This window comes from Hymenobacter seoulensis, from assembly GCF_054780535.1.
Genome location: NZ_BAAGWD010000002.1, coordinates 1,299,637 through 1,323,069, shown reverse-complemented (window position 1 = coordinate 1,323,069; position 23,433 = coordinate 1,299,637). Strand labels below are relative to the sequence as shown.

22 protein-coding genes are annotated in these 23,433 nt (G+C 55.4%); 15 read left to right on the top strand and 7 right to left on the bottom strand.

Translation table 11 applies throughout. The features are described 5' to 3' along the window. Positions 1-15: 15 nt before the first annotated feature. Together ACYVHC_RS13460 and ACYVHC_RS13455 are read right to left on the bottom strand one after the other, a co-directional pair. Positions 16-663 carry a YceI family protein gene (locus ACYVHC_RS13460; RefSeq protein WP_460614247.1) on the bottom strand — a complete coding sequence of 216 codons (648 nt, stop codon included), beginning with the start codon at positions 661-663 and terminating at the stop codon, positions 16-18. A gap of 46 nt (positions 664-709) precedes the next feature. Beyond that, positions 710-1,159, bottom strand: a complete 450-nt coding sequence (locus ACYVHC_RS13455; RefSeq protein ID WP_460614246.1) for a MarR family winged helix-turn-helix transcriptional regulator — start codon at positions 1,157-1,159, stop codon at positions 710-712. Between the two features lie 193 nt (positions 1,160-1,352). On the opposite strand from ACYVHC_RS13455, the gene ACYVHC_RS13450 reads away from it, so the two are divergent. Next, positions 1,353-1,931 carry a DUF6799 domain-containing protein gene (locus ACYVHC_RS13450; protein WP_460614245.1) on the top strand — a complete coding sequence of 193 codons (579 nt, stop codon included), beginning with the start codon at positions 1,353-1,355 and terminating at the stop codon, positions 1,929-1,931. Between the two features lie 66 nt (positions 1,932-1,997). Here ACYVHC_RS13450 and ACYVHC_RS13445 read toward each other — a convergent pair whose 3' ends face one another. Continuing rightward, the gene (locus ACYVHC_RS13445) at positions 1,998-3,035 is read right to left on the bottom strand and encodes a dipeptide epimerase (protein WP_460614244.1); all 1,038 of its coding nucleotides are present in this window, start codon (positions 3,033-3,035) and stop codon (positions 1,998-2,000) included. A 205-nt stretch (positions 3,036-3,240) separates the two neighbouring features. On the opposite strand from ACYVHC_RS13445, the gene ACYVHC_RS13440 reads away from it, so the two are divergent. From ACYVHC_RS13440 to ACYVHC_RS13420, 5 genes are all read left to right on the top strand, one after another. After that, positions 3,241-4,662 carry a dicarboxylate/amino acid:cation symporter gene (locus tag ACYVHC_RS13440; protein WP_460614243.1) on the top strand — a complete coding sequence of 474 codons (1,422 nt, stop codon included), beginning with the start codon at positions 3,241-3,243 and terminating at the stop codon, positions 4,660-4,662. Positions 4,663-4,893: 231 nt separating this feature from the next. Further along, positions 4,894-5,544: a hypothetical protein gene (locus ACYVHC_RS13435; RefSeq protein ID WP_460614242.1), complete on the top strand. Its 651-nt coding sequence runs from the start codon at positions 4,894-4,896 to the stop codon at positions 5,542-5,544. Between the two features lie 157 nt (positions 5,545-5,701). Then, positions 5,702-7,348, top strand: a complete 1,647-nt coding sequence (locus ACYVHC_RS13430) for a CTP synthase (protein WP_460614241.1) — start codon at positions 5,702-5,704, stop codon at positions 7,346-7,348. 235 nt (positions 7,349-7,583) lie between these two features. Further along, positions 7,584-9,500: a membrane protein insertase YidC gene (gene yidC / locus ACYVHC_RS13425; RefSeq protein ID WP_460614240.1), complete on the top strand. Its 1,917-nt coding sequence runs from the start codon at positions 7,584-7,586 to the stop codon at positions 9,498-9,500. Positions 9,501-9,696: 196 nt separating this feature from the next. Next, positions 9,697-10,197 carry a DUF6438 domain-containing protein gene (locus ACYVHC_RS13420; RefSeq protein WP_460614239.1) on the top strand — a complete coding sequence of 167 codons (501 nt, stop codon included), beginning with the start codon at positions 9,697-9,699 and terminating at the stop codon, positions 10,195-10,197. Between the two features lie 120 nt (positions 10,198-10,317). Here the strand turns inward: ACYVHC_RS13420 and ACYVHC_RS13415 are convergent, their stop codons facing one another. Continuing rightward, entirely contained in the window at positions 10,318-11,991 is a 1,674-nt protein-coding gene (locus tag ACYVHC_RS13415; RefSeq protein ID WP_460614238.1) for an ABC transporter substrate-binding protein, read from the bottom strand. Positions 11,992-12,075: 84 nt separating this feature from the next. On the opposite strand from ACYVHC_RS13415, the gene ACYVHC_RS13410 reads away from it, so the two are divergent. The 6 genes from ACYVHC_RS13410 to lepB all read left to right on the top strand — a co-directional run bounded on the left by ACYVHC_RS13410 (position 12,076) and on the right by lepB (position 17,989). Continuing rightward, positions 12,076-12,756: an MBL fold metallo-hydrolase gene (locus tag ACYVHC_RS13410; RefSeq protein ID WP_460614237.1), complete on the top strand. Its 681-nt coding sequence runs from the start codon at positions 12,076-12,078 to the stop codon at positions 12,754-12,756. A gap of 96 nt (positions 12,757-12,852) precedes the next feature. Next, a complete protein-coding gene (locus tag ACYVHC_RS13405) occupies positions 12,853-13,665 on the top strand; it encodes a ParA family protein (protein ID WP_460614236.1) in 813 nt (270 codons plus the stop codon). 334 nt (positions 13,666-13,999) lie between these two features. Continuing rightward, entirely contained in the window at positions 14,000-14,956 is a 957-nt protein-coding gene (locus ACYVHC_RS13400; RefSeq protein WP_460614235.1) for a ParB/RepB/Spo0J family partition protein, read from the top strand. Between the two features lie 218 nt (positions 14,957-15,174). Further along, the gene (locus tag ACYVHC_RS13395) at positions 15,175-15,810 is read left to right on the top strand and encodes a DUF5683 domain-containing protein (protein ID WP_460614234.1); all 636 of its coding nucleotides are present in this window, start codon (positions 15,175-15,177) and stop codon (positions 15,808-15,810) included. Positions 15,811-15,873: 63 nt separating this feature from the next. Next, positions 15,874-16,593, top strand: a complete 720-nt coding sequence (gene dapB, locus ACYVHC_RS13390; RefSeq protein WP_460614233.1) for a 4-hydroxy-tetrahydrodipicolinate reductase — start codon at positions 15,874-15,876, stop codon at positions 16,591-16,593. A 181-nt stretch (positions 16,594-16,774) separates the two neighbouring features. Continuing rightward, positions 16,775-17,989 carry a S26 family signal peptidase gene (gene lepB, locus ACYVHC_RS13385; RefSeq protein WP_460614232.1) on the top strand — a complete coding sequence of 405 codons (1,215 nt, stop codon included), beginning with the start codon at positions 16,775-16,777 and terminating at the stop codon, positions 17,987-17,989. 153 nt (positions 17,990-18,142) lie between these two features. Here the strand turns inward: lepB and ACYVHC_RS13380 are convergent, their stop codons facing one another. Further along, positions 18,143-18,808 carry a uracil-DNA glycosylase gene (locus ACYVHC_RS13380; protein WP_460614231.1) on the bottom strand — a complete coding sequence of 222 codons (666 nt, stop codon included), beginning with the start codon at positions 18,806-18,808 and terminating at the stop codon, positions 18,143-18,145. 113 nt (positions 18,809-18,921) lie between these two features. Here ACYVHC_RS13380 and apaG point away from each other — a divergent pair, with 113 nt between their 5' ends. Then, a complete protein-coding gene (gene apaG / locus ACYVHC_RS13375) occupies positions 18,922-19,308 on the top strand; it encodes a Co(2+)/Mg(2+) efflux protein ApaG (RefSeq protein WP_460614230.1) in 387 nt (128 codons plus the stop codon). A 182-nt stretch (positions 19,309-19,490) separates the two neighbouring features. Continuing rightward, a complete protein-coding gene (locus tag ACYVHC_RS13370) occupies positions 19,491-20,321 on the top strand; it encodes an O-methyltransferase (RefSeq protein WP_460614229.1) in 831 nt (276 codons plus the stop codon). Positions 20,322-20,769: 448 nt separating this feature from the next. Here ACYVHC_RS13370 and kdsA read toward each other — a convergent pair whose 3' ends face one another. Continuing rightward, complete coding sequence (kdsA, locus tag ACYVHC_RS13365) at positions 20,770-21,594, bottom strand: 3-deoxy-8-phosphooctulonate synthase (protein ID WP_460614228.1); 825 nt, start codon at positions 21,592-21,594, stop codon at positions 20,770-20,772. 107 nt (positions 21,595-21,701) lie between these two features. Beyond that, entirely contained in the window at positions 21,702-22,304 is a 603-nt protein-coding gene (locus ACYVHC_RS13360; protein WP_460614226.1) for a class I SAM-dependent methyltransferase, read from the bottom strand. 113 nt (positions 22,305-22,417) lie between these two features. Between ACYVHC_RS13360 and ACYVHC_RS13355 the strand changes: the two genes are divergently transcribed. Then, positions 22,418-23,365: a hypothetical protein gene (locus ACYVHC_RS13355; RefSeq protein ID WP_460614225.1), complete on the top strand. Its 948-nt coding sequence runs from the start codon at positions 22,418-22,420 to the stop codon at positions 23,363-23,365. The last annotated feature ends 68 nt before the right edge of the window (positions 23,366-23,433 follow it).

Below are 23,433 nucleotides of genomic sequence, written 5' to 3'. Positions count from 1 at the left end.
TACCGATGCCGCGAATTACTTCTTGGCAATTACGTTGAAGCTCATGGTGAACTCATCCATGATGGCTTTGTCACCGATGCTTTCGAAGAACGACTTAGAGCCGTACTTGATGTCGTACTTCGTGCGGTCGATGGTAGCGGTACCGCTAGCTGAAGCCACGCCGTTTTTCACACCTACTTTAGCGGGGAACGAAACAGGCTTGGTGATGCCCTTGATGGTCAGGTCGCCGGTAACAGTGGCGTTGTTGCCGTTAGCATCGCCTTTCAGCGGAGCCAGGCTCGTGATTTTGAACGTCGAAGTTGGGTTTTTGTCGATGCTGAAGAAGTCATCGGAGCGCAGGTGGCCCACCAGCTTATCGTTGTACTCTTTCTCCTTGATGTCCTCAACTTTCAGCGAGTTCATGTCAACGGTGAAAGTACCGCCTACGATTTGGTTACCACGCACCAGCACGTCGCCGCCCTGAATCTGCACGTTGCCGTTGTGCTGGCCCGTTACTTTTTTGCCTACCCAACCCAGCGTGCTCAGCTGTGGCTGCACTTTGTAGGCGGTAGAGGCAGCCTTAGAGGTGCCCGCGTTGGTTTTCTTTACCGCTGGCTGTTGAGCGAAGGCCGGAGCAGCCAGCAGCGAGGCAGCCAGCAGAGCTGGCAGAATGATTTTTTTCATGGGTTTTAACGAAAAAGAAAATGGCAATAGGGAAAATCTGTAACCGCTAGTCGCGGACTTTATCGAGTAGGTCGCTGAGCTGAGCAGCTTCCTCAGGAGTAAGGTTATGAAGCCCGTTGCTTTGCACGTCCATCACCGCATCAATGCGGCGCAGCAGCTCCAGGCCCGCCTCAGTTATGCGGATATCCACAGCGCGGCGGTTGCTAGGGCACACTTTGCGGGTAACCAGCTCTTTGGCTTCCAGCTTATCTACAATGCGAGAAGCATTGCTGGTTTTATCAAGCATTCGCTCAATTAGCAGATTCACGGTAGCCGGCTTAGGGTGCTGTCCTCGCAGAATGCGCAAAACGTTAAATTGAGGCAGTGTAAGACCATATTCCTTAAACATGGCCCCTTGCCGCAGCTGCAGCCACCCGGCTGTAAACACCAGATTGATGTAGGCTTTCTGGTGTTGATCCTTAAAGGCGGGCTGTTTGATTTCGTCCTCTATCTTCATAAGCATATGGAAATGCCAGAATGCGTTGCAAATATATGTACATACATTTAATGTAACAACACAGTTCTGAAAATTTGATCAAAAATAATAATCCTCCTTAACTATGGTCTGCGAGTGAGCACATTAGAAAAATGTAAACACCACACCGCAAATACCGTAAGCAAGCGCATTCATTCTCTCTTCCCTACTTATCATGAAGAAACTGCTGCTCCCCATCGTAGCCTTCAGCTTGTTAACTGCTTCGGCTGCTACGGCTCAAACCGCGGCCAGCTCCACAGTAGCCGGCCCCGTTGCTACCAACCCCTCCGACCGGTTTATGTTACAAAACGGGGAGGTGGTGCTGGTACAGGGCAAGCGCCCAACTCCGCTTACAAAAAACGTGCTGTTATCGAACGGAACGAAAATCAATTACAAAAGCGGCATTGTTGAGCTACCCGGCGGCAAGAAAACCACGCTGAAAGAAGGCGACTACGTGCGTCCCAACGGCGATATTGTGTTTGCTACCCCCGCCAGCGCCGCTCAGGCCCGCGGCGACAACTCCGTGCCCGCCACGGCTAAGTTCGACACGTACATCGACCCGCGCCCCTCCCCCGCTACCCCGGCTGCCATGGAAAGCCGTCTCACGGAGATGAACACCAAAATCAGCCTGATGGCGGAGAAAATTCAGCTGCTGAACCAAAAAATCAGCTTGCTGAGCTCGAACGCCAAAAGCCCTACCGAAACATCGGCTATTGACCAGAAAATTCAGGCCATCGACGCCAAGCTGAAGTAATCCGCGAAGCGGAAGCGCCGTGCGAGGTGCCAAACCAGTAGGACGAAGCCAACATGCGCTTTTGTACTATTGGTTTGGCACCTCGTTGTTTTGCGCTACGGCTTCCAGCCGGCCTTCCGTCTCGCGCACCAGCCCAAACGGCTCATCCCGCACAATCAGAAAGCCATCTAGGTCGCACACATCAGCAAGGCTACTCACCTGCAGCGCCGACCAGATGCCTAGGGAGGTTTCGACCATGCAACCGAGCATGGTTTGGAGGCCGTGAGTCCGGGTTTCACGCAGAATGCGCAGCCCATTAAGGTAGCCGCCGGCCTTCATCAACTTCATGTTCACGCCATCAAACTGCCGGGCAATAGCGGCGAAGTCAGCGTCATCGGTTACCGATTCGTCGGCGAATATGGGGCAGTTGAGCTGGCCCTTCAGCGCGCGGTAATCATCGTGGCAGGCGGCGTCCATGGGCTGCTCGAGCAGGCGCACGTGCAGGCCCGGCAATTGCTGAATACTTTCCCAGCTGTAGCGCAAGCTGTCGGCATCAGGCCAGGCTTCGTTGCCATCAATGATAAGCGGCCGCCCCGGAAAGAGGCGCGTTACTTCGCGCAGCAGATCCAGGGCGCCGTCGCGGTTTACTTTTATTTTCAGGAGCGGAAAACGGCCTAGGTCCTGTTCCCGCGCAAAGGCTGCTATAGCGCCCGGCTCCATAATGGGCAGCGAAAAAGCCGTGGGCACCGCTCCCGAAGGCTCCGGAATACCCAGCCAGCGCGCTACCGATTGGCCAGCCCTGTTCGCCTCCCAATGCACCAGCGCCGACTCCAGCGCAAACCGCAGCGCCTGGGCCGGCTGGTGTTCGGCCAGGAAAGCGGTCAGCTCTACTAGGCTCTTGCAGTGGCCAAGCCCTGCGGCTTGCAACTGCTCAAACTGTGCTTGCAAGCCTTCTGGCGTTTCGCCGTAGCGCACGTTCGGGGCGGCTTCACCTTGCCCTACCAGGGCACTTCCTACGCCTTGCACCCGCACCAGCAGGTTGGTTTTGGTAGTGGATGCGTTGCGCGAAATTTTCCAGGTGTAGCGTAGCGGTAACTCCAGCGGCGTAAGCGTCCAGGTGAGCATTGAGTGGGGTTTGGAAGAAAACAGAGGGTAGCGAAAGATACGGCTGGCGCGGCAACTACCGCCGGTTTAGTGGCTTGCGGGGGCTAGTACTGCTGGTGGTACGCTACGGGCAAGTAGGCAACGCCGCAGCGAACGCCACACTACTGCCCGCAGAAACCTATCTTTGCTGCATTCCCGCTACCCTCTTTTCCTTGAATTGCCGCGCATGAAGTTTTCGCGACTCGCCCCCCTAGTCCTTATCCTCTTTGTACTAGCTGCTTTCCTGACCACAGCCACCGCGCAGGGTTGGCTAGCGCTCGACCCCAGCATTGCGATGGCCTCCCGCTGGATTGCGCTGCTTGGTATCATTGCCGTTGCCACGCAGCGCCACTCTATTACCTTCTGGATTGTGGTCAGCATGCTGGTAGGCGCCGAAATTGGTCATGACTTCCCAACCCAGGCCGTGCAGCTGAAAGTGCTCAGCGACGTATTCCTGCGGCTGGTGAAAACCATTATTGCCCCGCTGGTATTCGCTACCCTAGTGGTAGGCATTGCCGGCCATGCCGACTTAAAGCAGGTAGGCAAAATGGGACTCAAGGCCCTGATTTACTTTGAAGTAGTCACCACCTTTGCCCTGTTCATTGGCCTAGGCGCCATCAACCTGACGAGGGCCGGCGAAGGTGTTGACCGCAGCGGCATTGCCGCCGACACCGAAAAACTGGAAACCGTTAAGCAAAGCACCGCCGACATCATCCTGCACATCTTCCCCGAAAACATTGCCAAATCGGTGGCCGAGGGTCAGGTATTGCAGGTAGTGGTATTTGCCATCATCTTCGCCATTGGCTTGGCCATGGTGCACCAGCGCCACCGCATTCCGCTGCTGCAGGTTACAGAAAGCCTCTCGGAAGTAATGTTCAAGTTCACCAACGTGGTGATGTTTTTTGCCCCGTTTGGGGTAGGCGGCGCCCTGGCCTACACGGTGGGCAAAATGGGCTTTGCGCCACTATTGAATGCCTTTAAGCTACTCCTGACGCTCTATGGCGCTCTGGCCGTTTTCGTGCTGCTGGTGCTCGTCCCGATTGCCCTGATTGCCCGTATCCCGCTGAAGCGCTTCGTGCAGGCCATTGCAGAGCCCGTTAGCATTGCCTTTGCTACTACCTCCTCAGAAGCCGCGCTGCCCCGCGCCATGGAAGCCATGGAAAGTATTGGCGTACCGCGCCGCATTGTGGCCTTCGTGATGCCCACGGGCTACTCCTTTAACCTCGATGGCACTACGCTGTACCTTTCCTTAGCGGCTGTGTTTGTGGCACAGGCCGCGGGTGTGGAGTTGTCGTTTGGGCAGCAGCTAGTGATGGTGTTCACACTTATGCTCACCTCGAAGGGTGTAGCAGGGGTGCCGCGCGCCTCACTTGTGATTCTGCTGGCTACTGTGGCTTCGTTTAACCTGCCCGCTTGGCCGGTATTCATCATTCTGGGTATTGATGCCCTGATGGATATGGCCCGCACCGCCGTTAACGTAATGGGCAACTGCCTAGCCACGGCCGTGGTAGCCCGCTGGGAAGGTGAGTTCGTGGATAACTACGTGGCCCCCGACCCAGTAGATGATCTTGCGGAAGCCGATAGCGCCCTAGTCCACCAACCTCATTAAGAACTTACTGAACGCCGTTTCCTTGCCCGAGAAACAGCACGTAAGCAATAATATGCAGCGCCCTCACAGCCTCGGTTGTGGGGGCGCTGCTTGTTTATAGTTGCTTTTTAGCCTTGTTCCTGAGGCTTTCATCGGTATTCTGCGTAATTCTACCTGCCTCTAACCCTTTCTGGCGGCTTGCGGTGTAATTTTGAACATCGCCTGAGCGGCTATCTTATAACATAAGCACCTATGACGTCCCGCTACCTATTGCTGCTATCGGTATTGAGCCTGGGACTAGGATGTTGCAAGTCTTCGGAAAAAGCCATCTTCCATGCTATACGCTCCAACAACTCGGTGGAGCTAGGGCGCCTGCCCCGCCTGGAAGCCATTATTGAACCAGGGCCGCTGGCCGCCACCGATGGGGCTTTGCCTGATGATGCCAGCAAGGTATTTCGGCAGGAACTAGCATTCCACCTAGCCGAGCCGCAGCCCGACTCCAACACCTACGGCCATGCCCGGATGGTGGTAACGCAGGCCAAACAAGAGCGAACAGGGCGGTTTCTGCAGGGCTTCCAAATGCTGACCCTAATGACCCCCAGCCTACTGGGCCTGCCTCTGGAGTGGTACCGTACCAGCGTGAAAGCGGAGGTACAAATTCTGGATGCCAAAGGGAATATACTGGCCTCCTACACGGGCACCGGACGCAGCAAAGTGCGCGTAGCTATGTACCACGGCTACTCCCAAACCACCGCGCCGCGGGTTTCCGATGTGCAGGCCCTGCGCTTGGCCCTAGACCAGATTCGGCCGAAGCTTACCGCCGCCTCTGACACGCTACGGCGGGAGCTGATTAGCGCCGGCCCACTAGAAAAAAACACTAGCCAATCGGCGGGCATGAACTAGTCCGCGTCTGGTTCAGCTTACCGCGGCTGATTTTGTGGGGGCTTTATACTCAGGCAGTATAGGCCTCATAAAATCTTATTAGCGGGTCTTCTTACACTTAAAAAAACAAGTTGCAACCCTGCTCCGCCGGATATAACCTCTACCTTTGTTTCCCGTTATGCCAGACCGAACCCCCACCTCCGCGGCTGCCACTACGGCCAAATTTATTTTTGTAACGGGCGGCGTTACTTCCTCACTGGGTAAAGGCATTATCTCGGCCTCGCTGGCCAAGCTACTGCAGGCCCGGGGCTTCCGGGTGACCATCCAGAAGTTTGACCCCTACATCAACATTGACCCGGGCACACTGAACCCCTACGAACACGGGGAGTGCTACGTAACCGACGACGGGGCCGAAACCGACCTCGACCTGGGCCACTATGAGCGGTTCCTGAACGTACCCACGTCGCAGGCCAACAACGTTACCACGGGCCGCATCTACGACCACGTAATTCGGCAGGAACGTGAGGGCGCCTACCTCGGCAAAACGGTGCAGGTAGTGCCGCACATCACCGACGAGATTAAGCGGCGCATGCTGCTGCTCGGCGAAACCGGCAACTACGATGTAGTCATCACCGAAATCGGCGGCTGCATTGGCGATATTGAGTCGTTACCGTTTGTGGAGGCTGTGCGCCAGCTACGCTGGGAATTGCCCCCGAACGATTCGCTCGTGATTCACCTCACGCTGCTCCCCTACCTGAAGGCGGCCGGCGAGCTGAAAACCAAGCCCACGCAGCACTCTGTGCGCGACCTGCGCGAAGCCGGCCTGCAGCCCGACATTTTGGTGTGCCGCTCTGAGTATCCGATTCCGGCGGATATGCGCCGCAAAATTGCGCTGTTCTGCAACGTAAAAATCAACTCCGTTATCGAGTCTCTGGATGCGGACAGCATCTACTCGGTGCCGTTGCTGATGCTGAAAGAGCAGCTCGATGATCGGGTTATCAAGAAGCTCAAGCTCAGCGGGGGCGCGGTGCATCCGGATCTGGAAACCTGGAAAGATTTCCTAGGTCGGCTGAAGAACCCAACCGAAGAAGTGACCATTGCGCTGGTAGGCAAATACGTAGAGCTGCCCGATGCCTACAAGTCTATCAACGAGTCGTTTGTGCACGCCGGCGCCCAGAACGAGTGCAAGGTAACTGTGCGCAGCATTCAGTCAGACCACATCAACGAGGACAACGTTGCGACGCTGCTGCACGGCGTAGATGGCGTGCTGGTGGCCCCCGGTTTTGGCGAGCGGGGCTTTGAGGGCAAGATACTGGCGGTGAAGCACGTGCGCGAAAACAACATTCCGTTCTTCGGCATATGCCTGGGCATGCAGGTAGCGGTAGTGGAGTTTGCCCGCAACGTGCTCGGGTTGCCTGAGGCCTCGTCGACGGAAATGCACCCGCAGACACCGAACCCCGTCATTGCCATGATGGAGGAACAAAAGAATATTACTCAGAAAGGCGGTACCATGCGCCTGGGCTCCTATGCGTGTGAGCTCCGGAAGGGCTCGAAAGCAGCCAAAGCCTACGGCCGCAACCACATCAGTGAGCGGCACCGCCACCGCTACGAGTTCAACAACGAGTACCTGGAGCAGTATGAGGCAGCCGGCATGATTCCCTCGGGCCTTAACCCCGAAACTGGCCTAGTAGAAGTGGTAGAAATTGCCAACCACCCGTGGTTTGTAGCCGGCCAGTTTCACCCCGAGCTCAAAAGCACCGTCCAGAACCCACATCCGCTGTTTGTACGCTTCGTGCGGGCGGCTATTCAGTTCCGGAAGGGCTAGTGCAGGTCCCGGTCCATACAAAACGGTCATGCAGTATGCTGCATGACCGTTTTTTTATAGCAGTTATGGCCGCGGGTCCGCACTATTTTGCCATTTCGCCTGACAAAAATGCCGGCGCGAAAAATATTCGCCTGACAAGTCCGACCTTTGCGGTAGTGTAGCCGGATTATTGACGACGGGCCAGCCCTGCGTTGCTTCTGCTGCACTCCTTATTTTTCCGTACTACCCTCTTCTAATGGACAGAAATTCAGCAATTGGCCTGTTTTTGATGGCAGCCTTGCTTCTGATTTACCTTCAGTTTGCGCCCAAGCCGAAACCGGAGCAGGCGGCCAGCCCCGCGAAAACCACCGCAGCCGCCGCTACCTCGGCCCCTGCCGCAGCCACGCCCGCTGCTCCTGATTCGGCGGCCTTAGCTAGCCAGCTCGGCTCGTTTGCCGCTGCCGCCCAAGGCACGGCCCAGACTACCCAGCTCCAGAACGAAAACCTGACCGTTACCTTCTCCTCGAAGGGTGGCCGCGTGGAGGCCGTACGCCTGAATAAATACAAGACGTTCCGGGGCTTGCCCCTCGACCTGCTAGACGCCCGCAGTGCCCAGATTGATACCCGTTTCCGCACTACCGATGGCCGCCAGGTGAAGCTGTCGGACCTGTATTTCCAGCCCTCGGCCGTACAGGCTGTTACGGTTGGCGATAAGCAGGGCCAGCGCCTGACGTTCTCGGCGCCCGTGGCCGGCGGCCAGATTGAGCAGAGCTACACGCTGCTGGCTAATAGCTTTGAAGTGGCGTACGACCTGCGGATGGTAAACCTGAGCAACGCTGTAGCGCAGGAGCCCATCACCTTTACCTTCCTTGACCATGTGCGTCAGACGGAAAAGGAGGCCAAGCAAAACCGCAACCATACTACCATCAACCACTACCTCGTTTCCGGCGACTATGCGCAGGCCGAGGCCTCAGAAAAACCCGAGGAAATAAAAGTTGCTGAGCCCCTGAAGTGGGCGGCTCATAAGCACGACTTCTTTGTAGCCGGCATCATTGCGGATAACCAGTTCAGCAACGGGCAGTTCAACTCAACGGTGAACCTAGAAGATACCACCTTCATCAAAACGCTGAGCACCACGCTGACCATTCCGGCGGCCGATGTGCTGGGTGGCAAAGGCCAGTTCCGCTTTTACTTCGGCCCGAACTCTTACAGCATTCTGAAAGATGTGACGCCGGGCTTCGACCGCAACGTGTACCTAGGCTGGGGCCTGTTCCGCTGGGTAAACCAGTTCGTGATTCTGCCCGTGTTCCACTTCCTGGAGAACTTCATCAGCAACTACGGTATCATCATTGCGCTGCTGGTGGTGCTGATTAAGCTGGTTACCTGGCCCCTCACGTACAAAACGTACGAGTCGCAGGCACGCATGAAAGTGCTGAAGCCGGAGCTGGATGCCATCAAGGAAAAGTATCCTGATGACGCCATGAAGCAGCAGCAGGAGCAGATGAAGCTGTACCAGACCATGGGTGTGTCGCCGCTGAGCGGTTGCGTACCCACGCTGCTGACCATCCCGATTCTGTTCGCCATGTTCCAGTTCTTCCCCAACGCCATTGAGCTGCGGCAGGAGCACTTCCTATGGGCGAATGACCTGAGCACCTACGACGACCTGATTAAGCTGCCGTTCAGCCTACCCTTCCTCGGAAACCACATCAGCCTGTTCACGCTGCTGATGACGATTTCGACGCTGGCCATGACGTACCAGACCAACCAGACGAACCCTTCAGCCATGCAGGGCCCGATGAAGTTCTACAGCTACCTCATGCCGCTGGTGTTCTTCTTCGTGCTGAATGACTTTGCCGCCGGCCTGACGTGGTACTACCTCGTATCGAACCTAGTAACCCTGGGCCAGCAAGCCCTGACGCGCCGCTTTGTGGATGACAACAAGGTGCGCGCCAAGCTGGAAGCCAACAAGGTGAAAAACAAAGACAAGAAGCCCGGCGGTTTCCAGGCACGCTTGGCCGAAGCCATGAAAACGGCTCAGGAGCGCGAGGTCCAGGACCGCAAAGGTGGCCGCCCCGCTGCTTCGGATAACACCAACGACGACACGGACTCGGAGCCCGGCACTGGCGCCTCTGATATTTCACCGAAGCCGCCGCGCAAAACGCGCCGCTCGTAAGCTAGCATTCTAGTACCTCCAAACGCCCTGTTGCCCTCCGGCAGCGGGGCGTTTGGGTTTAAAGCAACCAAGGACCTAGTATTTATATCCCACTGCCGGGCTAATGCTAGTTGAGTTTCGGCCTGGTTTTTGGAATTTACCGCTCAGCTCTCCTAACCCTCTCTGTATGCGCCTCCATTGGTCTTCCCTTTTGCTCGTGTTCTGTTTATTTGCCTGTTCGGCCGGAGCGCAGCAAGCGCCTAAAAACCAGAAAATGGTTAAGGCCAAAGTAAAAAGCAAGAAGCCGAAACCCACGACTGCCAAGCCAGCCGCTGCCACGCAGCCGGTTATTACGTTTGGCCGTACGCCTTGCCTGGGCCGTTGCCCCCACTTCACGGCCCGCATCTTCCCCGATGGCCGCGTGCAATACGAGGGATTTGAGCACGCACCGGTACAGGGCAAGCACGACGTAAAAATGCCGGTAGCCAGCATAGAGCGCATTTTGCGCGAGGCCGACAAAATCGGGTTTCGCAAGCTGAAAGCCGAGTATTCCAGCGGCGCCTCCGACATGCCATCCACTACCCTGAGTATTCGCTACCCCAACGGAACGACCAAAGCCGTGCGGGCCGAAGATGGCACGCCAGAGGCCTTACAGCGCCTGTATACCCTAGTAAATACCGAAGTGGAAAAAGCCCTCGGGGTGTTAGCTGAACGCTAGCAGTAAAACACTAGGGCGTTAGGAAAGCTAAACTACCCCTACTACATAAAGAGTGGCCTTTCTCGCATCGGGAGAAAGGCCGCTCTTTATGTAGTAGGAACATAGCTAGTAGATACTTGCCTACTCCTTTCGGACGCGCTCTAGCACTAGCTGGTTCATGGGGTTGGGCGTGAGACCCTGCACATTGTTTTGGGTGAGACGCACTACCTCATCATAATACACAGCAATAACTGGGCTTTCCTCCACTATCAAGCGGTCCATCTGCTGATAGAGGGCGTAGCGCTTTTCGGTGTTTTGCTCCAGCTTGGCCTGCTCGTAGAGGCGGTCATAAGCCGCGTTTTTGAAGTGCGTTTTATTGGGGCCCGCCGGCGCGAAGTTTTTGCTATAGAACAGGGCGAGGTAGTTTTCTGCGTCAGGATAGTCGCCGAGCCAGCTGCGGGTGAAGAAGGCGGCGCGTCCGTTATCAATCAGCTCGCCGTGGGCCGCGCCCTGGTTTACATCAATATCTACCTGCACCCCTACTTCGGCCCATTTTTTCTGGTAGTACTCGCAGTACTCTTTGGTTTCGGCCACGGTGCTCAGGCGCAAGTGCAGGGGCTTACCGGGACCATAGCCCGCTTCTTTGAGCAACTGTCGGGCTTTGTCGGGTTGATAGGTGTAGCCGGGCACCAGTTGCTGGCTGAAGGAAGGCAGCGAAGCCGGCACAAACCCTGAGCTGCCGGGCTTGCCTACATTATTCAGGAAGTACGCCAGAAACTCAGGCTTATTAAGCGCATAATTCAGGGCTTGGCGTACCCGTTTATCGCGGAGGGCGCGGCCGGTTTCGGCGTTGTCGCCGCGCAGGTTGGCGGGGTCCTGCTGCATTCCCAGATATTCAGTATTCAGATACGGCACCTTCTGGAGCCGGAACTTGCCCCGGAAGTCCTCACGCACGGTGCCATCGGGGTACAGAATCAGGTCTCGGGAGCCGCTCCGGATGCCGCTCAGAAAGTCCAGCTTTCCTTGCATAAAGGTCAGAAACTCCGTTTTACGGTCTTGAATAAAGCTGATCTGTACTGCCTCCAGATACGGCAACTGTTGGCCCTTTTCATCTTTTTTCCAGTACGTGGGGTTACGGTGATAAATAATGGCGTTGCCCTCGTCCCACTCCTTAAACCGGAACGGCCCCGTGCCCACCGGATGCTCCCGAAAATCTTTTCCGTATTTCTGCACCGCTTCCCTAGGCACCACATAGGCGTAAGGCATCGTCAGGATGCCCAGAAAGGGAATGAAGGGCTCTTTCAAATGAATGCGCAGGGTGGTGTCATTTACCGCCACAAAGCAGGTATCTGACGGTTCGCCTTGGCTGTTTTCATGCACCTTGCCTCGGAAAATCCAGCCGCCCGAGCTGGCCGTCGCCCCATCCAGCAGGCGCTTAAAACTATACACGAAGTCTTGCGCCGTCACGCGCCGGCCTTTGCCACCCGGAAACACCTCAGCATCATGAAAGAACACGTCGGGGCGCAGCGTGAACGTGTACTGGCGGCCATCGGGGCTGATGGTGTAGCGGCGGGCAACGGATGGCCCCGGCTTTAATTGATCATCCAGCTCCACTAGGCCATTATAGAGCTGCGTCACAGCCCAGGTATTGGCTTGGTTACGGGCAAATGCCGGATCCAAGGAAGTTAGGCTTTCGGGCTGGTTGTAGCGAAATACGCGGCGCGCATCGGTGGTAGAGGCAGGTTCAGAGCAGGCCGTGAGCAGGCAAGTCAGAAGCAAAGCAGAACCGGCGGCACAGCGCGAAAACGGGAGCATGGGAACGACGAAACAGTGTATATTTGCAAAGGTATCCCACATCCGGGGTTTGCAGCCACCACGCCGCATAACTGCCCACACTTTATGAACCTGACCTACTACGGCCACTCCTGCTTCCTCCTCGAGGCCGGCGGCAGCAACGTTCTTTTTGACCCGTTTATCCGCCCCAATCCGTTGGCGGCAGCCATTGACGTGGACAAAATACAGGCGGATTACATTTTGCTTAGCCACGGCCATGCCGACCATGTAGCTGATGCTGAAGAAATTGGCAAGCGCACCGGTGCGGAGCTACTAGGTATGGTGGAGGTACTAGGGTGGTTTGGGCAGAAAGGCCTGAAAGCTACCTACGCCATGAATTTAGGCGGCACCGTACAGCTGCCTTTCGGCTCCGTAAAAATGGTAGCAGCGGCCCACTCCAGTTCCATGCCCGATGGCTCGTATGGCGGGTTGGCGGCAGGGTTTGTGGTAGAGGCGGAAGGCAAAACCTTCTACTTTGCCGGCGACACCGCCCTGACTTACGACATGAAGTTGATTGGTGAGCGGCACCAGCTCGACTTTGCCATTTTACCAATCGGTGGCCACTTCACTATGGGCATCGATGACGCGCTGATTGCCGCCGACTGGACCGGCGCTTCTAAAATAATCGGGATGCACTTCGACTCCTTCCCGCCCATTACCATCAACCACGACGAAGTAAAAACCAAGGCTCAGCAGGCTGGCAAAGAGCTAGTGCTGCTGAACATTGGCGAAACGATTACCATATGAGTTTCCAGTTGTCAGTTGCCCGTTGCTTATTTAGTAGCTTAAATCGCAGCTTGCACCCACTGACAACCGGCAACTGACAACTCACAACTGACGAAAATGGGCAAAATCATTGCGGTAGCCAACCAGAAGGGCGGAGTGGGCAAAACCACTTCCTCGATCAACCTCGCCGCCTCCTTGGCCGCGCTGGAATATCGGACCCTGCTCGTGGACGCCGATCCGCAGGCCAACGCTACCTCCGGCGTGGGCTTCGACCCGAAGGATATCCAGAACAGTATTTACGAGTGCATGGTGGATGGCATCAATGCCCAGGATATCATCCTGCAAACCACGCTCCTGCCTCACCTCGACCTAATGCCTTCCCACATTGATCTGGTAGGCGCTGAGGTGGAGATGATTAACCTGCCCAACCGCGAAGAGAAAATGAAGGAGGCCTTGCGCCCCCTCGCCGAGCAGTACGATTTCATTATTATCGACTGCTCCCCTTCGCTAGGTCTGATCACAGTAAATGCCCTCACGGCTGCCCACTCGGTTATTATTCCGGTGCAGTGCGAGTACTTTGCCTTGGAAGGCTTGGGGAAACTCCTCAACACCATCAAAATCATCCAGAGCCGCCTCAACGAGAACCTCGAAATTGAAGGCATTCTGCTCACGATGTACGATGTGCGCTTGCGCCTCAGCAACCAGGTAGTGGAAGAAGTAAAGCTGCACTTCCAGCAGTTAGTGTTCGATACCATCATTCCGCGCAACGTGAAGCTGTCGGAGTCACCGAGCTTTGGCATTCCGGTTATTCTGCACGATGCCGACAGCAAGGGCAGCATCAGCTACCTCAACCTGGCCCGCGAAATCGTGGAAAAGAACGTGGAAGCTGCCGACGAGCCAGAACAGGCCACCGAGGATACGGCGGCGTAATCATCAGGTGGGATTTGGTCGAGAATCTATCTTATAATCTCGACTGCCGAGTCACTATCTTGGGACAAACGCACCACTTGGCAGACGTTGCCTCTTACACGCGAAGTGCATGGGCTACTCGCCTAAATTGATGCTCGTACTCATCAAATAGTCACCATACAGACGCTATTATAAAAGTCGGCCAGCAGCTTAAGTTGTTGGCCGACTTTGCTTTTACTCCTATGTTCCACGTTATTTTTGGCGTGGAACAAAAATATCCGGGTCATCCCGGGCGTTTGTGTATTTTTGAATCCCGCTTTCGCCCCGTGCTATTGGGCGAGGGCTGATTGCAGGTATGTCAGAGAAAAACGAAGAGAAGAATATTCCGGCAGCAGCTTCTGCCCCAGCAAAGCGCAAAATCGGTGGCTTGGGCCGGGGCCTGAATGCCCTGATTGAAGGCAGCTACGAAAAGAAAAGTGAGCGGCTGGGCCTAGTTCCGCATCCGGTAAACTCGGTGGGCCTAATTCAGGTGGGCCATATCCAAGCCAACCCGTACCAGCCCCGCACGCACTTTGATCAAGCCGCGCTGCAGGAGCTAGCCGAAAGCATCCGGATTCAGGGCATTATCCAGCCCGTGACGGTACGCCAGATGGGCACCAACTCCTATCAGCTCATTAGTGGCGAACGGCGCTTACAGGCCTCTAAACTAGCCGGCCTCGATGCCATCCCGGCTTACATCCGGAAGGCCGATGACCAGCAGATGCTGGAAATGGCGCTGATTGAGAACATCCAGCGCGAAAACCTCAACGCCATTGAAATTGCCCTGAGCTACCAGCGCCTGGTAAGCGAGTGTAACCTCAAGCAAGAAGAACTCGGCGACCGGGTTGGCAAAAACCGCTCTACGGTAACTAATTACCTGCGCCTGCTCAAGCTCCCGCCCGATATTCAAATTGGCCTCCGCGACAACGTTATCAGCATGGGCCACGCCCGCGCCCTGGTAAACGTAGAGGACACGGAGCAGCAGCTGAACCTATTCCGCCGCATTGTAGATGAAGACCTTTCCGTGCGCCGGGTAGAGCAACTGGTACGCAATGGCGCCGGTGCTAACCCAGAAACGGACAAAAAGCCTGCTCAGCCCGCCACGCCTGCCGTGCCGCCCGCTGAGCTGAAACGCGCCGAACGCCACCTTTCCGAACGATTTGGCAGCCGGGTGCTCGTGAAGCCTGGGCCACAGGGAAGAGGCGAAATCAAAATTGCCTTTGACTCCGTGGAAGACATGCAACGCATCCTCCACATCCTGCAACCAGCGTAACCAGACATGAAGGGCGGAACTTAGTTCCGCCCCTTTGTTTCTTCACCACTTCACAACTTTCTGGCACCTAGTAGTTTTTCGGCTAAAGTGGGCTACGGATAAGTTGTCGGGCAGGATACTTTCCTGCTACGCAGAGCTGTTATAGAGCGAAGAAGCCTCTTGCAACCTATCCCCACATAGGTTCGGGCTCTACTTCCTCAAAACCAGAAGCTTCAGCCATGAATTTTCCGCATTACTTCCGATTAGCCATTCTGACGTTGGTACTGCAGGGCTTAGTAAGTTCTATACACGCCCAAACGGTTACCACCGGCCCGGATTCGGCGCGGGTAGCTACTAGGTCCTCGGCGGTATCAGACTCACTTCGGCGTACGGAACGGTTGTTTGGGATGCGCGTCACGCGGCCTCAGAAGGCTACGTTACTAGCCCTGGTATTGCCGGGAGCTGGCCAGATCTATAATCACCGTTACTGGAAATTACCGCTGGTGTATGGCGCGCTGGGTGGCACAGGCTACGTCTTGTTTTTCTACCAGAGCCGCTACAAGGAGTACGTAAAAGGCAAAGAGCAGCTGTTGACCGGGGTGCCACTAGCCGAACTTTCGGGTGAAAACGTGCGCAAGGAAACCAGTGCCGAAAATGTGCAGCGGGGCATTGTGTTTTATCGCCGCAACCGCGACACCTATATCGCTTACACAGCCCTAGCGTATGGCATTACGGTGCTGGATGCGCTGGTTGACGCGCACCTGCGCGACTTTGACATCAGTGACGACCTAGGGCTGCGCCTTGATCCGGCGTTGTTGCCCACCACTACGGCGGTGCCTCGCACGGGCCTGGCCGTTACATTATATTTCAAATAATCCGGCAGAGCTGCTTTTTCTGAACCCTACTCTTCCGCCGTTCTTTCTACCTAAACTTTCCTCATGAAGCTCCTGCTGATTGGCTACGGCAAAATGGGCCGGGCCATCGAAGCCCAGGCCATTGCCCGGGGCCACCATATTGTCGGCATCGTCGACCCTAGCCGGCCCGATGTACGCATCTCCAATTTTACCACTGCTGAGGCCGACGCCGCCATTGAATTTACGCATCCTGATGCCGCTTTTCAGAACGTAACGGCCTGTCTGCGCCAAGGCATTCCGGTAGTGTGCGGCTCTACAGGCTGGCTTCATCACTTTCCTGAAGCCCAGGCCCTCAGCCAGCAAACCGGCACTCCGCTGTTCTACGCCTCCAACTACAGTGTTGGCGTAAACCTGTTCTTTCACTTCAATGAGTATATCGCCGCCAAAATGCACCAGTTTGGCGGGTACGATGTGCAGGTTCGGGAAATCCATCATACCCAGAAGGTTGACCAGCCCAGCGGCACCGCCATTACGGCCGCCGAAGGAATCCTGCGTCATTTCCCAGCCAAAACCACGTGGCACAACGAGGCTACGGAAGCAGCCGAGGAGCTGGCCATTCTCTCAGAGCGCGAAGGAGCCGTGGTGGGTACGCACATTGTCACATATTCCTCCCCAGCCGATACCATTGAGCTGAAGCACGAAGCACACACCCGGGACGGATTTGTGCAGGGCGCGTTGCTGGCAGCCGAGTGGTTGCCGGGCCGCCAGGGCGTGTTTGGGATGAACGACTTGCTCGGGCTTTGAGCTCGGCAAGGGGGTAGTAAACTGGCGCTTTTGGCGTGCTGGCGGTGCCCTCGGGCCAACTACAGTAGTATGGCCCTACTATTTCATCTTACTTCACGCATTATTTCGCATCTTCCGGCGTTCAAACCGGAAAGGAGCTGGCGTGTGCCGGCTGCTCGTTTTTTCTGGCCTCTGACTCATTATGGCAGTACAATCCTGGGAGAAATACCTCGAAAAGAATAAGTCGACGCCGCCCGCTACTCCTAGCGGGGCACCGAAGAAGCGTAAAAGCGCCGCTCGTGAGTGGGGCGACGCCATTCTGTTTGCGGTAGTTGCCGCTACCCTTATCCGTTGGGCCACCTTCGAGGCATACACCATCCCGACGCCGTCCATGGAACACTCCCTGCTGGTCGGCGACTATTTGTTTGTAAGCAAGCTGCACTACGGCCCGCGCACACCGCAAACCCCACTGCAGGTGCCGCTTACGCACCAAACTATTTGGGGCACTAGCCTTAAGAGCTACTCCGAGCTGATTCAGTTGCCGAGCTACCGCCTGCCAGGCTTCTCGGAAATAAAAAACAACGATGTGGTGGTGTTCAATGTGCCTTTTGAGGCGGAGCACCCCGCTGACCTGCGGACTAACTACATCAAGCGCTGCATTGCCATTGCCGGCGACGTGCTCGAAATCAAGCAAGGCCAGGTGTTCATCAACGGCAAGCCCGCCAAGAACTACCCGGAAATGCAGAGCAGCTATTTCCTGCAGGTGCCGCAGCCCGATGACGAACTGCTGGACACTTTCAAACGCTTTGGGGTTATCGAATACAATACGCCCGATGGTGTGCCTTACTATGGAGAGCGGCCAGGGCTGGGCAAAGGATTTGATGTACACATGAGCCAGGCTGCTCGCGACTATATCAAAACGCTACCCTCTGTTAAAGGAATTATAGAACTGCAGACCCCAATTGGGCAGCCGGAAGCCGGACAGCAGGTGTTCCCTAATAACCCCGATTCGCCCTACAGCCAAACACTAGCCTCTCCGCCCTTCCCAACCTGGAACAAGGATAACTACGGCCCGCTCCAGATTCCGAAGAAAGGCCAGACGGTACAGCTTACGCCTCAAAACTCGCCGCAATACCAGAAGATTATTCTGCGCTATGAGCACAACGAGGGCATGAGTGTGGCTGAAAATGGCCAGATTTTGCAGAACGGAAAGCCACTGCAGAGCTACACGTTCAAGCAGAACTATTACTTCATGATGGGCGACAACCGCCACAACTCTCTTGACTCGCGTTTCTGGGGCTTTGTACCCGAAGACCACATTGTAGGAAAAGCGGTACTTATCTGGCTGTCCGTTGACCCGAACGCCACGTTCGCCAACAAGATCCGCTGGAACCGACTGTTTAACTTGGTTGACTAAACTGGAGTGTTAGCGTGGGTTTGCCAGCTTTAACTACCTAGTAAATCCAGCGCATGCAAAAGGCCTTTCTCCTAGGAGAAAGGCCTTTTGCTTTTTGAACAACATCAGCCAAATCATTGCATCCGTGTAATCCGTTTCAATCAGTGATTTAATTTACCACTGAATGGGCGCTTCGCCGTGCTGTTCGAGGTAGGCGTTGGTTTGACTGAACGGACGGGAGCCAAAAAAGCCGCGGTCCGCAGCGTACGGAGAGGGGTGCGCTGCTTTCAGGACTAGGTGTTTACGGGTGTCAATGACCTCGCCCTTCTTTTGAGCGTACGCGCCCCACAAAATGAACACAACGTGCTCCTTGAGGTCTGAAATCTGCTGAATAACGGCATCCGTAAACTGCTCCCAGCCTTTCTTCTGGTGGCTACCTGGGTCGCCGGCCCGAACGGTAAGCGTTGCGTTGAGCAGTAGCACGCCTTGTTGCGCCCAGCGGTCGAGGTTGCCGTTTGGAGCGGGCGGGGTACCGGGCAGGTCGCTCTGCAGTTCCTTGAAAATATTTTGTAGTGAAGGCGGCGTACGCACCCCATCGGCCACCGAGAAACTAAGTCCATGCGCCTGACCCTTACCATGATAGGGGTCTTGACCAAGAATCACTACCTTAACTTTATCGAAGGGGCAAGCATCGAAGGCGTGAAAAATTTGCGAGCCGCCCGGATATACCGTAGCCGTAGCGTATTCGCCTTTTATGAAGGCAATCAGGTGTTGGAAGTACGGTTTTTCAAACTCGGGAGCTAGTACCTTGCGCCAGCTTTCTTCTATCTTTACAGACATACAGGAGAGGATTATTTTTTCAGTTTGGTAGGCCATTGTGTGCTCCGGCTGCGTAGATAAACCAAATCCCGCATACGGCTGTTAGCTTTTTTCTACCCCGGACCCCAGGCGTTATGAATACTACCACCACCCAGGGAGTAACCGTCAGCGTTACCACCAACTACCTGCCCGATTACTCGAGCCCGGGTCAGGAACACTACGTTTTTGCTTACAAAATCGATATCCGCAACAACAGCGAATTCACTGTAAAGCTACTACGCCGTCATTGGTACATCTACGATGCCAACGGCGTAGTGCGCGAGGTGGAGGGCGAAGGCGTGGTGGGCCAGCAACCCGTGCTGGAACCCGGTGAAGCACACCAGTACGTTTCTGGCTGTAATCTGAAATCGGGGCTGGGCAAGATGCGCGGCACCTACCAGATGGAGCGCGTTATGGACGGCAGCGAATTCACGGTTGATATTCCGGAGTTCACATTGGTGGTGCCTTACCGCCTGAACTAACCCTAGGCGCACAACATAATCAGCCGCTCCGATGCACCATCGGGGCGGCTTTTTTTGTGGCGTTCGGTATCTTCGCCGGCCGCACGGGCCGCGGCTTTTCGTGAGAAAGAACATCCGCCCACTACCCCCTCCTTTTTCAAATCAGGCCGAAGCATCGCTTTGCCCACGTTTTACTTCTGCCGTTGCTGTTTCAGGCTGTTAGCTACCTCCGCTTTTTACTTCGCTCCGGCAATGCGCACGGATTGCACTCTCCGTTTGTGTTTGGGCTGTACACGCACGTAGTAAACCACACTGGCCACTTTAGAGCTTACGACGCCGTAGAAGCTCGGCGACAAGAGCTGCTGGCGGATCCTGGTAGCATTCAGGTACAAGATTTTGGGGCCGGCTCTCACACGGGCGCTGGGCGCGTACGTCAGGTGCGCGACATTGCGCGCACAGCCGCCAAACCGCCCAAGCTAGGGCAGCTGCTGTTTCGCCTAGTCAATCATTTCCAACCGCGCACGGTGCTGGAACTCGGCACATCTCTGGGCCTGACGACTAGCTATCTGGCCGCCGCCAACACCCGCGCCCATGTACTCACGTTTGAGGGCTGCCCGCAAACAGCATCAGTGGCCCAGGATACGTTCACGAAGCTAGGCCTGCGAAATATAGAACTGATAGAAGGTAACCTGGATGCTACCTTGGCCCCTGCCCTAGCCGCCCTAAAGGCCCCCGTCGATTTTGCGTTTTTTGATGGTAACCACCGCTACGAGCCTACCCTGCGCTACTTTGAGCTCATGAACCAGCACCGCATGGAGCACAGTGTGTTCGTGCTAGATGATATTCACTGGTCAGCGGAAATGGAACGCGCTTGGGAAGCCATCAAGCAGCATCCTGACGTAACCTTGACTATTGACCTGTTTTATATCGGCTTGGTTTTCTTCCGCCGCAATCAGCCGAAGCAGCACTTCTCACTGCGGTTTGATAACGTGGTAGATATGCTGTTAGAAAAGACAAAGTGGCTTTCTGCTTAAACCGCATCTAGCAAATGACTGATTACTAAATTAAATAGCAAAACAAACCGTTTAAATACTAGTATATTTAGCACGCGTACGGTTGTCACCCCGCCAATGCGGCTGCTTGAAAAGCAGTGAAGCCCGTGTTGCGAGCACGGGCTTCAGGATAAGTGGGTGATTTGGCCACCCTCAAATCCATTGGTATGGGACAGGGTCGTACTGATATGGATGGGCTTCGTTTCCAATGCTCACTCCATGTCACCACTACTTTCGTGGTGAAAGTAGTGGCCGCGCTAGGCGGGATAGGAGGACTTTACCTCTTGTTCAGCACCTAGTGGCATCGGTAGCAGGAGGCGTATGCTTCCTGCTACTTTCGTTTACAACGAAACAAATATACCGGATGTTTTCACAATCAGGCTGCCCTTAAGCTCAGCTAAAAGGAAACCTGTTTGCTAATTTTTGGACCCTAGCGAATTGCTTCTCGCACCCGGGTTAGCTTCACTAAAAGTTGCTCCAATTGGTCGAGAGCTAGCATATTGGCGCCATCAGATTTGGCTGTGGCGGGCGTTGGGTGCGTTTCAATGAACAGGCCATCGGCACCTACGGCAATGGCCGCTTTAGCAATCGTTTCGATGAGAGCCGGCTTGCCGCCCGTCACGCCGCTGCTTTGGTTGGGCTGCTGCAAGGAGTGCGTTACGTCCATCACTACAGGCACGCCAAACGCGCGCATGGCGGGCAGGTTACGGAAGTCCACTACTAGGTCGGAATAGCCGAACGAGTTGCCACGGTCCGTCAGAATAACGTGCTCATTGCCTGACTGCTGCACCTTGTCAACGGCAAACTGCATTGATTCGCCACTTAAAAACTGGCCTTTTTTAATATTTACCACCTTACCGGTTTTAGCGGCGGCAATCAGCAAATCGGTCTGCCGGCACAGGAAGGCCGGAATCTGGAGCACATCTACGTATTCAGCCGCCAGCGCCGCCTCATCCGACTCGTGGATATCCGTGACCGTAGGCACGCCAATTTCGCGGCTTACCTTCTGCAGAATCCGCAGCGCTTTTTCGTCGCCGATGCCAGTGTAAGAGTCTAGGCGAGAGCGGTTGGCCTTGCGGTACGAGCCTTTGAAGATGAATGGAATCTGGAGCTTATCGGTGAGCTGGCGCACCTGCTCCGCAATACGCAGGGCCATGTCTTCGCCTTCAATCACGCAGGGGCCTGCCATCAGAAAAAACTGGCCGGAATCAGTATGGCGAAAGTTTGGTAGGGCTTTAGCGAGGGTTTCAAGCATTTTGGAGGGTAGTAGGTAGCGCGCAGCTCCAGCGCCGCGCCTAAGGTAGTAGTGAAAGTAGCCTAGCTAGTGAAATCAAGCCAGAATGCACGAAGCTGGAATGCGCGCTACTTTTTAGTAAGGCAAATAAACAACTCGCGGCCTTGGCGGGGCGGAATGGAGTTTGTGGCCGTATCGAAATGTACTAGGGTAAAGTACGGCTCAAAGTACTGCCGATACTCCTCGCGGGTACCGCCAAATGGGGGCCCAGGCTGCGTAAACTCCGTATCGAACAACAGTCCCATCAGGGTTCCGCCGGGCCGCAAGAGGGTAGCGCACTGGCGTGCATACGCGGGCCGCAAGCTGGGGTCGAGGGCGCAAAAGAAGGTCTGTTCTACCAACAGATCAAAAGGCTGGTCTGGCGCTAGGTCAAAAAAATCTTGAAGCAGCAGATGCTCCGCCGGGAAGTCCGGCACACGGGCCTGCAAGTCTTGGAGCGGCTGTGGAGCCAGATCAACTACGAATACATTCGGCCAGCCCTGCGTATGTAGGAATTCAGCCTCATATCCCCTACCCGCGCCCGGAATCAGGATGCGGCGGTCATCAGGCGGGCCGAGCTGCCTAAAATATTCCTGTAGCGGCGGCGTTATGCCCCCCACATCCCAGCCGGTCTGACTGGTGGTGTAGCGATTTTGCCAATACGCAGCATCAAATTGCAGTTTCCGAGACATATTGTAGCAGGGTTGTACCTTCGGCACTTGCCTGGGTACGGAACTCCGTTATTTTTGCCCTAAAGGTACTACCTGCGCCCGGACTCTCCGGGCTTCACTTAACCCCTCTTTCGATGGAACAAGACCACAACCCCGAGCCGAAGAACAATAACCGCGTACTCCTGATTGTGGCCCTTATCTTGGTGCTGCTTGGCATCAATGGCTTGCTGTTTTATATGAACCAGCAAAAGACCAAGCAGAACGAGCAGCTCCAGGCTGACGTGGTGACGAAGGATGCGAAGTTGGAGGAGCAGATTAAACAATACGAGGCCCTGAAAGCCGATTACGAGCGCCAGAGCCAGGAAGTACAGGGCATGGGCTTGGCCAACGATTCATTGGAAGCCAAACTCTCCCAGATCAACGCCGACCTGCTGAAGCTGCGCTCTTTCCGGGCCGGTTCCTTCAGCATCACGGAGCAGCGCCGCTTTAAGCAGCGTGCCGCTAACTTCGAAGTGCAGCTCCGCAAGAAAGACGAGGAAATCGCCCAGCTGAAAGCCGACAACGAAGCGCTGTACACCGAAACTACTACCCTGAAAGAGCGTCAGAACAAACTCACTGACACCATCTCGACGGTAGTGCGCTCCAACCAGGAGCTCAGCGAAAAAGTAGCGGTGGCCTCGCGCTTGCAAGCTGAAAACATCCGCATTGGCGTGGTAAACAGCCGTGAGAAAGAAAAGGCGGATGAGGACAACGAATTCAAGGCGAAGCGGGTCGAAAAGATTAAAGTGACCTTCAACCTGGCCCGCAACGATGTATCGCCGAAGGAAACCAAGCAGATCATGATGCGTCTGATTGAGCCCGATGGCGCTGCTCTGTACAACCTGAGCACTGGCGGTGGCACCTTCATGATTGATGGCGCTGAAGCCTTCTACACGGCTAAGCAAGACATCGTGTATGACAATACTCGCCAGCCCGTGCAGTTCCTTTACGCCAAAGGTGCTCCGTACAAAACCGGTCTGCACACTGTAGAACTCTACGAAGGTGGTGTGATGATCGGCAAAACCACGTTCACGCTGAAGTAGCCTATCCTGAACCCTAGCAGATGGTGAAAGCCATTCTGCTAGGTACCCAAAACAGAAAAAGCCCCGAC